This window comes from Porphyromonas asaccharolytica DSM 20707, from assembly GCF_000212375.1.
Lineage (GTDB): Bacteria > Bacteroidota > Bacteroidia > Bacteroidales > Porphyromonadaceae > Porphyromonas > Porphyromonas asaccharolytica.
Map to the genome: position 1 here is coordinate 287308 of NC_015501.1, position 14077 is coordinate 301384.

The following is a 14077-nucleotide window of genomic DNA, read 5'->3' on the forward strand; positions in this document are numbered from 1 at the left end:
GATCTAGCAGCCTCATGGTATACTAGACTCTCTCCTCGCAAGTGTTCCGACCATCGGACTCCCCTATTTTCACCTCTCCCGTCTTAGACCTAGACACTGACTACATGAGACAGACGCTACATCTCGTACGGCACCTTTGCCTCCTATCTTCTATTTGTATTGCTGGACTATCTGCTCTTACAGCACAAAGTGATGCTGAGTGGAAGCCTTGGAACAAATTCACACCCTCCTTTAGTGTGCAGAGCGATATGCTCTTCTCCCTAGATGATCAAGCTAACGGATACAAAACCTGGATGGGCAATAGCTACATCACAGGCTCCCTACGCAATAACTACCTCGAGCTGGGACTACGATACGAAGAGCTCCTCCGACCGATGCCAGGGCATGAGCCTGAGCAGGGACGAGGCATACCGCATATGCACCTCAAGGGCTTCATAGGCAAGTATGGAGAGGTCACGCTAGGCGACTTCTACGACCAGTTTGGCTCCGGCATCCTCTTCCGTAGCTATGAGGAGCGCACACTAGGCATCGACAATGCCGTCCGAGGAGTCCACGTATCCCTCACCCCCTATGATGGAGTACGACTCAAGGGATTCACGGGTCAGCAGCGCAACTACTTCGACCGCACCTTCCGCCTCTTCAATAAGGATCGAGGCTTCATCTCAGGAGCTGACGGCGAGCTAGCCATTCACCAGTGGGCACCAGCTCTCAGAGACAATCTGATGACCCTCACACTGGGCGGTTCCTATGTCAATAAGGTAGAAGACGATGAGATCATCCCCGTAGAGACTCCCGCAGGTATGACAGGTCCTATGCGCCTCAACCTGCCCCGTCAGGTACATGCTTTCGGGGGACGCGCTAAGTTTACACTCGGCGGGTGGGTACTCAATGGTGAGTACGCCTACAAGAGTAGCGACCCCACAGCGACCAACCACTATATCTACTCACCAGGCTCCGTAGCGATGCTCTCGACCTCTTACTCACAGCGAGGTATGAGTCTCTTGCTACAAGCTAAGCGTAGCGAGAACTTTAACTTCCTCTCCGCGCGCTCTACGGTCGGTACCCCACTACATATCAACCACCTACCAGCTTTTACAGCTAATCATACTTACACCCTTGCAGCTCTTTACCCCTACGCTACGCAGCCTGATGGCGAGTGGGCATTTCAGGGGGACTTCCGCTACACGATCCCAAGAGGTACTCTCCTAGGTGGCAAGTATGGTACGGGACTACGGGTCAACTATGCGCATGTACGAGGGCTCAAGAGTGTCGCTACCGACCAGCTACCCCTAGAGGCTCCTGAGAGTAAGCTCTACGGTACAGACGGATACGAGCATCCTTTCTTTGGCATGGGAGAGCTATACTACTCTGACTTTAACTTCGAGCTGAGCAAGAAGTTCTCTCGGACCGTCTCTCTAACCTTCGAGTACTACCATCAGATCTACAATCAGTTGGTGGTCGAGGGACATGCGATCAATAACCCGCTCGTCTATAGCAACATCTTCGTCCTCGACGGCAAGTTCAGACTAGCACCTCGCTATACGCTACGCACCGAGCTACAGTATCTGTACAGTCGTCAGGCTGAGGGAAGCTGGCTCTTTGGGCTGGCCGAGTTATCCATCGCTCCAAACTGGGTGATCACACTTTCTGACCAGTACAATATAGACATGACCAAGGAGCACTACTATATGGGCTCTCTAGCTTACGCCACGGGTAGTCACCGCTTACAGCTAGGCTACGGACGTACACGCGCTGGTATCAACTGCTCGGGAGGTGTATGCCGCTATATGCCCGAGACGAAGGGTATCTACCTAAGCTACAACGGCTCCTTCTAATGCACCGCCGCTTCATTCATACACTTGACAATACTACCAAGATGAAACTATCTACACGCTATACGATACTCTCAGCTCTAGCTCTGATCCTTATGGTCTCTTGCAAGCCAATGCCTGAGAGTGAGCGACTCATCCCTAATGAGATGGAGACCTCTAAAGGGCGCTCCGTACTCATCGAGGACTACAGTGGCGTGGGCTGTGTCAACTGCCCCATAGCTGCAAAGAAAATCACGGAGGCTGCAGCTCCTCATGGTGACAAGGTGGTCATCGTGGCACTCCACGGGAGCAACACGGGTATTGGCACCCAGCCTAAAGAAGACCCTAAGGGACTATACAGCCCCGAGGCAGCTACCTATCTAGATCGTCTTCAGTCTGGTGGCTCGCTACCCATCGCGACCTTCAATCGTCGTCCACTCGCCAGCAGCGGGAGCAAGACCTATAGCGACAGCTATACCCAGTGGCCCGCCGAGATGCAGGCGGTGCGCGAGCTACCTCAGCTCTACAAGATAGACCTGCAGGTCTCTGAGAGTGATCGCAAGATAACAACCCAGTGCACCGCTACGGCACTAGCCCCTGCTGTCCAAGGGGTTGCCACTGAGCTCTACCTACAGTTATGGCTCATCGAGGACGACATCGTAGCGCCTCAGCACTTCAGGAAGGGACTAGACGAAGCCTATCAGCACAACCACATCTTCCGTCAGACGCTCAACGGCATCGACGGGGAGGCTTATGAGCTAGGCAAGAGCTACAACCAGACCAGTACCATCGAGCGTGAAGTCATACAGCCCGACCAGTGCTCTGTCGTAGCCATCCTCTATGATCACAAGAGTGGCGAGGTCTATGAGGTCGCTAAGGCTCCTCTCAAGGGCAACAACTCAACAAACTAACTAGAAAACAAAAGCTCAACAACAAGCAAACAGAATAACTTATGAACAAACTAATTACACGCTTAGCACTAAGCATCACACTCGCTGGAGGCATGCTCCTACCAGCGACTCAAGCTACGGCACAAAAGCAGCTCGTAGCATCAGACCTCCAGCTTGTGGAGGCTCCCGCACTTCGCGAGGCATCACAGCTCCGTGCAGGGCGAGCTGGTGATCTCGTCAATCTCAAGACATCAAAGTATGTCGCTAAGGACATCAATGGCAAGGAGCACGATATCGATGCCATACTCAAGTCTGGCAAGGCGATCATGATCGACTTCTCCGCTGTATGGTGTGGTCCCTGCTGGATGCTCCACACGAGTGGAGTCTTGGAGCGACTCTACTCTAAGTTTGGTCCTGAGGGAACGAATCAAATCGAGCTCTTCTGGGTCGGAGCCGATTCAAGGTCCACCATCAGTGCAATCAAGGGCAAGGGTGGTGGAACCCAGGGCGACTGGACCAAGGACAGCAAAGGCAATCTAGTACCTTATCCCCTATTCTCTGATCCGAAGATGGCTTCTACGCTGGGCATTGATGTGACCGGATTCCCCACACTAGTCCTCGTCGGACCAGGCAATAAGTGGATCGCGTGCCGTGGAGAGGTAGAGACATCGGATTCTGACTTCAAGCAGTTTACAGGACTTCTGGCGCTCTTTATGAAGGAGGAAGACAAGCCTCAGGGAGTCACCTTCGCAGGTGTGACAGATCTCTACGTAGGAGAGACCCATAAGCTTAAAGTTTCCTACTCAACCGTTGCCCCCGTCACCAAAATCGAGTGGAAAGCACCCGAAGGCATAACTCTCAAGAAGGTGAGCGATGAGGAGTATCAAGTGACCGCAAACAAGCTCGGCACCTATGAAATCGAGGCTACAGTCACGAACAAGAATGGTAGCGCTACTGGCAAGGTGACCGTCACCGTTTCTGATCCTATCTCTAGCTATCCATTCTTCAGTGCTATGGATGTCAAGGATAAGCTCGACAAGGGCTGGAGATCCATCGACCATGATGGTGATGGCTTTGGCTTTGACTCCTTTATGGGTAAGGGATTATTAGATCGCCTTGGACTTAAGTTCAATGACCCCAACTATAAGCCAGGTGCTGAGAGCAGTGCAGACTACTTGATCTCTTGGGGAACCTTCTTTCCTACAGAGACTCAGCCAGGGAAAAACGGTGGTGTCTCCTTCTCTGGATCAACTATCGAGCCCGACAACGAGCTACTCTCGGCTCCTCTAGTGATACCAGCCGATGCTGCAAAGCCAACCTTCTCTTGCTACATTTCGAGCTTCTTCCAGGCTAACAAGAGCGATGAACTCAAGGTGATGGTCTCTGAGCTCAATGGCACCCCTGTAGAGCTACTAGCTCCACAAGCACCAATAGGTGGTGACTGGAAACTCATCTCTGCAGATCTCTCAGCTTACAAGGGCAAGACCATACTCCTCTCACTAATCCCTGTAGTCAACGGAGAGAGTGGCATTGGTGTAGACCAGATACGTGTTACCATGGATGGCACAACAGATGTAGAGGCTCCTACGCTCAACGTACAGACAACCCTCTACCCGAACCCCGCCAGTGACTACGTCACTGTCAAGACTCGTGTCGGTAGCTCCATTGAGATCTTTGCTACTGATGGGGCTCTGCTCTCCACGACGCAAGCCAAGGGCGAGGAGACTACGGTAGCACTCGCACAGCTACCCGCTGGGCGCTACCTAGTACGTATCACCTCACTAGAGGGTGAGATCGTCCTCCGTCCGCTCATCATCAAGTAAGCACACCCTGACAGCCTACGACGCCCCCTCGACTGAGAAGGTCGTCGTAACGCTAGCAACTAAACACGCAGACCCTCGAGACACACAGGTGTTTTGAGGGTCTGCGTTCATTCTGTCACAGCAAGACATGTAGCGATGATACGTGTAACCCTATTGCATCAAAGCGATACGTGTAACCCTTTGTAGGGACGCACGGCTCGTGCGTCCGTTGTAGAACAGCAAGACATATAACGTTTTGTATCACAGCAAGACGAGTAACCCTCTGTAGGGACGCACGGCTCGTGCGTCCGTTGTAGAACAGCAAGACATGTATTGACGACATAATCCTTTGACACAACGGACGCACGAGCCGTGCGTCCCTACAGCGGGTTACTCGTCTCGCCTTAGATGGAGTAAATCTCCACGTGGCAATTCTCAAATCTCCACGTGGAAAATGAAAATTCTCCACGTGGACGTGAAATAAAACTTCGGAGGAATCGAATGAAACTTCGGAGGAAATGATTCACGCCCACGTGGAGAATATTTTTTTCCTCCGTGGAGATTTTCGATTTTCCACGGAGGCTTTGCGGAGTGTTGTTAGCTTTTAGCGACTGGCTGTTGGCTAGAGTTACTACTGCCACTAGGAGCACTAGGAGCACTAGAAGTTCTAGACAATGCCTCTCTAGGCTCTAACTTCTAATCTCTAACTTCTAGCCTCTAATCTCTTGTTTATTGCTTTACGGTCCGATGAAGAGACTTTTATCGGACAGCAATACTTCCCAAAAGAAGAAGGGGGGGAGCAGGACTAAACTCCTACTCCCCCCCCTGTTATCTTGAGGTTATTAACTTATGTCTACAGTTCTACAAGAGATCGTTGCCTATGTCGTGGCGGTAGTTCTTACCCTCGTAGAGGATCTGCGTGGCGGTACGATAGCATACCTCTTGAGCCTCCTGGATGGTAGTGCCACGTGCCGTGATGGCGAGGACTCGACCTCCATTAGTTACTAGATGCCCGTCCTCACTGGTTGCAGTGCCTGAGTGATAGATACGTATACCCTCTGCTGGATCGGGAAGCTGGATCGGGAAGCCCTTGTCGTAATGTCCAGGATACCCCTTGGAGACGAGGACGAGTGTCATAGCCACCTCGGGAGAAACCTTTAGATCGTAGCGGGCTACCTGACCTGTCGCCATAGCGATGAGTAACTCGAGGAAGTCGCTCTCGATACGTGGCAGTACTACCTCAGTCTCGGGGTCGCCTAGACGGCAGTTGTACTCGATGACATAGGGATCGCCCGCCACATTCATTAGCCCGATGAAGAGGAAGCCTACATACTGTATGCCCTCCTCTTGCAAGCCCTCTAGCGTAGGGCGTATGATGCGCTCCTCGACACGCTGCATGAAGGTTTCATCGGCAAAAGGTACAGGGCTAACGGCACCCATACCGCCCGTATTGGGTCCTGTGTCTCCATCGCCGACACGCTTGTAGTCCTTGGCAACGGGTAGGACGCAGTAGTCGGTACCATCGGTAGCGACAAAGACGGAGCACTCGATCCCCTCGAGAAACTCCTCGATGACAATGCGCTGACCACGACTACCATACAGACCGCTGAAGAGTTGACCTAGCCCCTGCTCCGCTTCCTCACGATCTTGACAGATGAGGACGCCCTTGCCAGCTGCTAAGCCGTCAGCCTTGAGCACAAAGGGTGCGGAGAGCTGATCGAGAAACTCCTCCGCCTCCTCTATATCCTGAGGTCCGAAGGTCTCGTAGCTGGCCGTCGGTATGCTGTGACGACGCATGAACTCCTTGCTGTACTCCTTGCTGCCCTCTAGATGAGCACCCGCCTTGTCGGGACCGACGATGAGCAGGTCGGGATGGCGGGCATCTTCCTGCAGGTAGTCAACGAGCCCATCAACGAGGGGAGCCTCGGGGCCACAAACGAGAAGCGTGACACCATGTGTGGCTATGAACTGGCTCACCGCCTCATGCTTGGCGGGGTTGAGGTCCGGCACATTGGTACCGTAAGCAGCAGTACCCGCATTGCCTGGAGCTATGTAGAGCTTCTTGAGTAGCTTGCTCTCAGCTATAGCAGCAGCCATGGCGCACTCACGCCCACCGCTACCGAGGAGGAGGACGGTCTGAGGAGCTTTGACCATTTCGATCTTAGCGTACTTCATAAATTCAGCGTCTGTAGACTTTTTCTTGTCTTGCTTTGTGTTAGGATAGATAAGGCTCATAGGTGTTCTAGGAAGTAACGAGTTATGACATAGTTGAGGTGCACGCGGTCGGGGCCGATGACGTTGTGCTTATGCCCTGGATAGTAGTAGAGGTCAGGATAGGTCTGAGCATCTACACACGCCTTGACAAAGGCTTGCGCATGCTGCCATACGACCACATTGTCGGAGGTGCCGTGGATGAGGAGGAGACGCCCCTTGAGGTCTTTGGCACGCTCGATGAGATTGTTTTGCTGATAACCCTCGGCATTGTCCTGAGGAGCGTCGTTGTACCGCTCGCCATACATGATCTCGTAGCGAGACCAGTCCATGACGGGACCGCCAGCGACACCCACCTTAAAGGTCTCGGGATGCGTGAGCATCAGGTTGGTAGTCATAAAGCCTCCAAAGCTCCACCCGTACACACCGATACGGTTGCGATCTACATAGGGAAGGCTCTGGAGATACTCGACACCCTTCATCTGATCGGCCATCTCGGCTGTACCGACCTGACGGTGGATGACCTGCTCGAAGGCGGCACCTCGCTGGGCACTACCACGATTGTCGACCGTAAAGATGATGTACCCTTGCTGTGCCATGTAAAGATCCCAGCCCGAGGCTCCCCACTGCGGCGTATTGGTGACTAGCTGAGCATGTGGGCCACCGTAGACGTAGACGATGGCGGGGTACTCCTTCATCTCGTCAAAGTTAGACGGCGTGATGAGACGGTAGTAAAGTTCTGTCTTACCATCAGCCGCTAGGAGCGTGCCGACGGTGATGTTGGGCATATCAAGCTTGACCCATGGGTCAGGCGCTTGATGTATCTGGCGGAGCTGCAGCCCGTTATTGTCGTGCAGCATGACAGAGCGTGCGATGGTAGCACTCTGCAGCTGGTCTATGTAGTACTGCTTGTCAGGACTAAAGATAGCATCGTGTGTCCCTGCGACCTTGCTCAGCTGTATGGTACGTCCTCGCTTGAGATCACTCGCGAAAATGTGTCGCTCGAGCGGTGAGGGATAGGCAGCTTGGTAGTATATACGCTCGCCTTTGGGGTCAAAGCCGTAGATGTCGGTCACTTCGCCCTCCATGTCGGTGAGCTTGCGAATTAGCTTGCCCGTGCTACTGTAGAGGTAGAGCTGGCGATAACCCTCTCGACGGGACTCCCAGACGAACTGCTCGCCTCGGCTCCCTGGGACAAACATCATCGGGCGCTGTGGCTCGACATAGTGCGCATCAGTCTCCTCAAAGAGCGTCTCAACGTGCGCTCCCGTTTGAGCATCGTAACCGTTGAGGAAGAGATGGTCTTGCCCTCTATTCAGCTCGGCTATGTAAACCTTCTTGCTGTTGGGGTGCCACGCTACGTTCGTCAAGTAATGCTCAGGGTCGCCACCTGTAGCTAGATAAGTGATCTGCTGACTCTCCACATGAAAGACTCCTAGCGTCACATGGTGCGAAGGCGTACCCGCCATCGGGTAGCGAACGGGCTGGACGACCGCCTTGTGCGGTGTCATATCGACGATGGGGTAAGGTGCGACCATCGACTGATCCATACGGTAGAAAGCTAGCTGACGACTGTCGGGACTCCAGAAGAGCCCCCCATCGATGCCGAACTCATTCTGATGGACAGACTCGCCATAGACGACTGCAGCCTCAGCCTCGTCCGTAGCAACCAGCATAGGAGCTTGAGGCGCACTGCCAGCAGGCTGTATGGTGTAGATCAGGAGTGTACCCTCTTCGCTCTTGACCGCTAGATTACGTTCGTTGGGACTGAGCAGCGAGGCACGCTTTTCGATCTTACCTGTGGCGAAGTATCCGACGATCTGTTTTTGCTCTACATCTATTAGGTATAGTCCCTTGGACAGTTCCACCTCTAGGTAGTGGCACTGCGGGGTAAAGTCGTAAGAGATCAGCGGATAAAGCTCATCAGTATTGTCGTAAGGCTTGAGGAGCTGGACAAGCTCGTCCTGCGTGAGGACGGTCTGCTCCTGTTCTCTCGTCGGGGTATAGACCCGTAGGCTCCTGTAGTCACCACCATCTACCGTATAGGTGTAGCCACTCTGTAGCCAAGCGAGTCCATAGACGGGCTGCGGGTAGAAGGCTGACCGAAAGGTCTTGCCTCCATAAGTGACAGTCTCAAGATCTAACGGCTGCTTCGTTTGTCCCTGCAGGACCGATGTGAGCGTTAGCATAAGAGCTCCGAAGAGCCATAGGGCGTAGTGACGCAGTGTGCTAGTCATAGGATCAGTATGGAGTGATAGATGTTACTTATTCGTTGTCGTTTGCTTCAGCCTCATGGACGAATGTCTCATCGCTGCCGAAGGTTTGGATATTGGCCTTGTAGCCAGAGCTAGAGGAGCCTGCGGGGTGTGGTCCTTTCGTGCGCTGTGCACCACGATGCGCAGACTTGCCATAAGGCTTTTCGTAAGGCTTGCCATTGCCGCGTCCCTTGCTGTAAGCCGGTTTGTCATAGGCGGCTCGAGGTCTGCGGGGTTCTTGCTCTTTACCGCGGTGAAACGCTTCGCCATGCTCTCTCCGCTGCGGAGTTTCTTCACGCTGAGCGATCTGCTCTTTGTACTCTTTGTGCTTACCCTCAAAGAGCGTATAGCCACGCAACTCGCAAGGCAGCGACCCATTGTAGAGCTCTTCGCGCAGATCGTGCTTGAGTCCGATCGCATGAAAGTGCTCTACCTGATGAGCGATGATCCACGCCTGAGCTCCGGCAAACTGGAACTTGAGCGTACGACCGATCATACTATAGAGCTGCTCGAGATCGTAGTCTGAGAGACGCTCCCCGTAGGGTGGGTTCATCACCAGCAGACACTTAGGATCAGTCTCCGCCTCGGGGTGCGGCAGATGCTGATCTGCGAAGTCGCCTACAGAAAGATCTATGTAGCGAGACATACCCGATCGGGTGACGTTGCGCTTAGCCTTGGCAATGGCTTGAGGCGAGAGATCAGAGCCGTAGATGTGGTAGTCGAAGGAGCGCTCCGACGAGTCGTCATTGTACACCTCGCAGCAGAGCTCACTGTCGAAGTCAGGCCACCGCTCGAAGGGGTAGCTCTCACGGTAGATGCCGGGAGGCGTACCCGTAGCGATCAAGGCAGCCTCCACGAGGAAGGTGCCCGACCCGCAGAAAGGATCCATCAGATCACACTGTCCGTGCCAGCCCGCCTTGAGTAGGATACCCGCTGCCAGCACCTCATTGATAGGAGCACGATCCTGCTCCATACGATAGCCTCGCTTGTGCAGGCTCTCGCCCGAAGAGTCTAGACAGAGTGTCACATGCTGCTCGGCGATATGTAGGTGGAAGATCAGCTGCGGATTGGAGAGCTTGACCGAGGGTCGCTTGGTGCCACCCGTTTGCTCTCTAAAGTAATCGACGATCGCGTCTTTCGTCTTATAGACGACGTAGCGACTATGCTTGAAGGTCGACGAGTAAACCACGGCATCGACCGCAAAGGTCATATCCGCTGTGAGCCATTGGCTCCAGTCGAAGTTTAGCAGCGTCGTGTAGAGGATGTCTATATCCTCCGCATCAAACTCATAGATGGGTCTCAGCACCTTAAGTGCTGTGCGGAGGTACAGATTGGACTTGTAGAGCATCTTGAGATCTCCTTCGTAAGAGACCATGCGACGTCCTATCTGTATATTGTCTGCACCGAGGGCTGTCAGTTCTTGTTCCAATACTGGCTCCAGCCCAGGGAGCGTCTTGGCGATTATGGGAAAGGTCTTCGTCATGCTTTATAAGTCGATTCTAGCTGTAAAAGTACAAAATAAACGGCTAACGAGCTACCGTATGAGGCTCCATGTGTCTCGCAAGGGGATCTGATAATGTAGGTGTGAAGGTGATCTGCGCCCAGCGACGAGTCTGTGGCGTGATCTGGTAGTCAGCACTGCGGCACACACCGACCAGCCACAGCGTGGCGCCCGTATGGTTGTCGATGAGTTGCGCCGTAGCCGCTCTGCGTGAGGGAAGCACCTTAGCGTCGCGTAGGAGCTTCGCTAGCGGTTTGCGTCCTTTCATGCCAAGCGGTACGACCCATTGCTCTCCATCGGTAGAGGCGGTGAACTGTAGTTGAGGCATTGCTGCTCGAAGCTGGTCGTAGTCAACCAAATAGCTGTAAGGCGTGAGCGTCCGAATCGCAGGCGGTGGCGTCTCCGAGGAGTCGTGTACCGCTATCTCTATCGAGCCTAGCGGGTGATCCAGCACAGCTCCCGCTTGCCAGCTCTCGATAGTTGGTAGCTCTAGGCAAACGTTGGCCGCCTGCTCTAGGCGCGCTAGGGTGTCACTCGTCGTGCCTATCAGATAGCCACGATAACGCTCGATGATCCCCCCACGTCCCTCGTAGCGAGCATAGCTATTGTCACGCTCAGACTTTGTGCAGTCCATAAGGAGTTGCTGTAATACTAGGCGATCGCAGTCGATGGCTGCGAAGTAACTATAGAGGAGTGCAAGCGGAGCTATCTGCTGACGGAGCCATGCGACCTCTAGCGGCTGACTGGCATCTGCGGGGAGGGTACTCCTTATATAGTGGTCCTGCAGCTGCTCCAAGTCACGCAGGATATGGATCGTCGAGGCGACCGCCTGGTCAAAGGAGGGGTTAAGCTCGTCAAAGAGCGGACGCAACGTGTGCCGGACGAAGTTGCGCCTTATGGATGTGTCCGCATTCGTCGAGTCCGTCACAAACGGCTGCTCAGCGATTTGTAAGAAGTCATAGATAAGTCGAGGCGGTGTGTCTATGAGCGGACGAATATACTTACCCTCCTCACGGATAGGAAGCATACCTCGCAGTCCTCGTACCCCTGCTCCTTGGGATAGGTTGATCAGGAGCTGCTCCACATTGTCCTCGAGGTGATGCCCTAATGCAATACTCTGCGCATCATACCGCTCATATAGCTTATCGAAGAAGTCGTACCTCAGCTTCCGCGCCGCCATCTCTACGCTCACCCCTTTGTGCGCAGCGACGTAGCCGTAAGTGTCAAAGGAGGCTCGCTCTAGTGGCACCCCCAGCTGGTCACAAAGCTCTGTGACAAAGATCTCGTCACGATCACTCTCCTCCCCTCGCAGGTGAAAGTTGCAATGCGCCGCCACACAGCGGTACCCTAAAAGCAAAAGCCCCCACAGAAGTGCCGTCGAGTCGGCACCTCCGCTGAGGGCTATGATGACCACCCGCTGGCTCTGTCGGTCTAGCAGATCATACTGCTCGATCGTGCGACGCATCTGATGCACCAAAGCATGATTGAGTAGCGTACGTCGCTGAGACACAGTGCGAGAGATAAATGTCGTAAAGGGAGAAAGAAGGCGATAGAGCGTCCGAAGAGCCTATTCGCCAGAAGTGGAGATTTACTTGTCCGCTTGATCCTTGCTAGTGGTAGCCTTCTTAGTACTCTTAGATGCAGCCTTCTTTGTAGTCGTCTTCTTAGCGTCTTTCTTCGTATCAGACTGCTCATTCGTGAGCTCTACTGGCTCCTCCTCGATGTCGGGATCGATGAGTACACGTCCGCAATACTCGCAGACGATGACCTTGTTGTGTAGCTTGACCTCTAGCTGACGCTGTGGCGGGATATGGTTAAAGCACCCACCGCATGCCTCACGCTCTACAGGCACGACAGCCAGTCCATTGGTAGCGCCCTTGCGCAGACGTTGAAACGCCTTGAGGATGCGCTCATCGATCTGCGCCTCTAGCTCGTTGGCACGATCACGGAGCTCCTCCTCCTCGATGCGAGTCTCGGCAATGATCTGCTCCAGCTCCTCACTCTTAGCCTGATGATCCTCCTCACGCTCCTTGATACGCTCTTGAAGCTTGGCGATATCATCCTTGCGACCCTGTAGCTCCGCATTGAACTCACGGATATGCTTCTGCGCTAGCTGTATCTCAAGCTCTTGGAACTCGATCTCGCGCGACAGGTGCTCATACTCGCGGTTGTTGCTCACCGCATTGAGCTGCTCCTTGAGTGTCTCGAGCTTATCGTTTGCTGTAGAGATCTTTTGATTCTCTCCACTGACCGACTGTGAGAGTTTCTTGGCAGCAGCGTTATACTTCTCTAAGCGTGTCTTCAGTCCCTCGATTTCGTCCGCTAGATCTTCGATAGCTTGGGGTAGCTCGCCTCGTAGCAGTTTGATTTTGTCAATACTGGTGAGCGTCTCCTGTAGACGCTTGAGGGCGATGAGTTTCTCCCTGATACTACGCTCGGCTACTTCGTGGGTCGTTGTATTAGTACTCATAGATGGTATTGCTTAGAAATAGTGAATAGGATTGGTGTCAGCATCTGACATATGGATGACAAAGTTACGATATTTATCCGACAATGCATCATAGAGCATCGTGCGGGTGCAGTGCTCACTCTCGAAGTGTCCTAGCGTGATCAGCCAGAGACGACCCTGCACGTCGAGATAGTCGTTGTACTTTGCCTCACCTGTTATATAGACCTCTGCGCCTGAGCGCATAGCCTCACCGATGAACTCGTGACCACCGCCACTACCACCACAGAGTGCTATGCGACGGATCGGTTGCGTGGGAGGATTCGAATAAGCAATACGCTCCACAGCTGGCAGCGTAGCTAGAAGCTCTAGCAGCTCCTGCGGTGTCAGCGCACTGGGTAGTTCGCCAATGACCCCTAGCCCACTCGTCGGGTGATCCATCACGATCGGGATCACCTCATAAGCTGGCACCTCATAGGGGTGCGTAGCTACGAGCGTCGTCACTGCTTGCGATAGTCGCTCCTGCGGCACGAGCACCGAGATCATCTCCTCCTCGACCGCCTCCATGGCGCCATGTGTACCAATGGTCGGATGCGTCTCTGAGCCTGGGCGGAAGCGCCCTACCCCAGAGCAACTATAACTGCAGCCTGTGTACCCGCCTAGAGACCCAATGCCCGCCTCCTCATAAGCGGAGCGTAGCGCATCAGCGTGGCTGTGCGGGATGAAAGTCTGCAGCTTGTAGAAGCGTCCCCGTTGAGGCATCATCGGTCGCCTACCCTCACGCTTGAGACCGATCAGGTTGGCCAGATAGTGATTCACTCCCTGCGTCGTCTCATTGTCTGCCGAAGTGTGACAGGCGTAGATAGCGATATTGTTTCTCAGGGCAAAAGCTACGCAACGCTCCTGATAGGTCGCGGACGTGACCCGCTTAAGCCCTCGAAAGAGAATCGGATGGTGCGATATGAGCAGGTTGCACCCACGCTGCAAGCACTCTTCGAGTACCGCCTCGGTCGTCTCCACAGCCAGCATGATGCCACGCAGCGGCTGCGTCACATCGCCCACCTGAAGACCCGAGTTATCGTAGCTCTCCTGATAGCTCAGCGGATAGCACGTCTCTACCGTACGAACTACATCTCCTATCGTGACCATAAGGACTCCTAT

At 53.9% G+C, this 14077-nt stretch carries 9 protein-coding genes; 3 read left to right on the forward strand and 6 right to left on the reverse strand.

Annotated features, from left to right (window positions below; all coding sequences use genetic code 11):
- Positions 1–104 precede the first annotated feature (104 nt).
- Genes PORAS_RS01180 through PORAS_RS01190 form a run of 3 tightly spaced genes read left to right on the forward strand, consistent with a single transcriptional unit; the run spans position 105 to position 4524 of the window.
- The gene (locus tag PORAS_RS01180; RefSeq protein ID WP_044211140.1) at positions 105–1835 is read left to right on the forward strand and encodes a DUF6029 family protein; all 1731 of its coding nucleotides are present in this window, start codon (positions 105–107) and stop codon (positions 1833–1835) included.
- A 41-nt stretch (positions 1836–1876) separates the two neighbouring features.
- Positions 1877–2722, forward strand: coding sequence for an Omp28 family outer membrane lipoprotein (locus PORAS_RS01185; protein WP_004330501.1), 846 nt, complete (start codon positions 1877–1879; stop codon positions 2720–2722).
- A gap of 41 nt (positions 2723–2763) precedes the next feature.
- Positions 2764–4524, forward strand: coding sequence for a T9SS type A sorting domain-containing protein (locus PORAS_RS01190; protein ID WP_004330560.1), 1761 nt, complete (start codon positions 2764–2766; stop codon positions 4522–4524).
- A gap of 840 nt (positions 4525–5364) precedes the next feature.
- On the opposite strand, the gene purD is transcribed toward PORAS_RS01190, so the two are convergent.
- The 6 genes from purD to PORAS_RS01220 all read right to left on the reverse strand — a co-directional run bounded on the left by purD (position 5365) and on the right by PORAS_RS01220 (position 14065).
- Entirely contained in the window at positions 5365–6738 is a 1374-nt protein-coding gene (gene purD, locus PORAS_RS01195; protein ID WP_004330477.1) for a phosphoribosylamine--glycine ligase, read from the reverse strand.
- Positions 6735–8951 (reverse strand): S9 family peptidase, encoded by a 2217-nt coding sequence (locus PORAS_RS01200; protein WP_013759875.1) that lies wholly within the window; start codon positions 8949–8951, stop codon positions 6735–6737. The genes purD and PORAS_RS01200 overlap by 4 nt, the downstream gene beginning before the upstream one ends.
- Positions 8952–8979: 28 nt before the next feature.
- A complete protein-coding gene (locus PORAS_RS01205) occupies positions 8980–10452 on the reverse strand; it encodes a THUMP domain-containing class I SAM-dependent RNA methyltransferase (RefSeq protein ID WP_013759876.1) in 1473 nt (490 codons plus the stop codon).
- A 43-nt stretch (positions 10453–10495) separates the two neighbouring features.
- Positions 10496–11980: a tRNA lysidine(34) synthetase TilS gene (gene tilS / locus PORAS_RS08595; protein ID WP_052306458.1), complete on the reverse strand. Its 1485-nt coding sequence runs from the start codon at positions 11978–11980 to the stop codon at positions 10496–10498.
- A gap of 78 nt (positions 11981–12058) precedes the next feature.
- Entirely contained in the window at positions 12059–12940 is an 882-nt protein-coding gene (locus PORAS_RS01215; RefSeq protein WP_004330500.1) for a zinc ribbon domain-containing protein, read from the reverse strand.
- A gap of 12 nt (positions 12941–12952) precedes the next feature.
- Positions 12953–14065 (reverse strand): Nif3-like dinuclear metal center hexameric protein, encoded by a 1113-nt coding sequence (locus tag PORAS_RS01220; RefSeq protein ID WP_013759878.1) that lies wholly within the window; start codon positions 14063–14065, stop codon positions 12953–12955.
- Between the last annotated feature and the right edge of the window lie 12 nt (positions 14066–14077).

What these genes read in the sequence shown, in the direction of transcription:
- PORAS_RS01180 (WP_044211140.1), top strand. Translation starts at nt 105, where the DNA reads ATGAGACAGACGCTACATCTCGTACGGCACCTTTGCCTCCTATCTTCT.
- PORAS_RS01185 (WP_004330501.1), top strand. Translation starts at nt 1,877, where the DNA reads ATGAAACTATCTACACGCTATACGATACTCTCAGCTCTAGCTCTGATC.
- PORAS_RS01190 (WP_004330560.1), top strand. Translation starts at nt 2,764, where the DNA reads ATGAACAAACTAATTACACGCTTAGCACTAAGCATCACACTCGCTGGA.
- purD (WP_004330477.1), bottom strand. Translation starts at nt 6,738, where the DNA reads ATGAGCCTTATCTATCCTAACACAAAGCAAGACAAGAAAAAGTCTACA.
- PORAS_RS01200 (WP_013759875.1), bottom strand. Translation starts at nt 8,951, where the DNA reads ATGACTAGCACACTGCGTCACTACGCCCTATGGCTCTTCGGAGCTCTT.
- PORAS_RS01205 (WP_013759876.1), bottom strand. Translation starts at nt 10,452, where the DNA reads ATGACGAAGACCTTTCCCATAATCGCCAAGACGCTCCCTGGGCTGGAG.
- PORAS_RS01215 (WP_004330500.1), bottom strand. Translation starts at nt 12,940, where the DNA reads ATGAGTACTAATACAACGACCCACGAAGTAGCCGAGCGTAGTATCAGG.
- PORAS_RS01220 (WP_013759878.1), bottom strand. Translation starts at nt 14,065, where the DNA reads ATGGTCACGATAGGAGATGTAGTTCGTACGGTAGAGACGTGCTATCCG.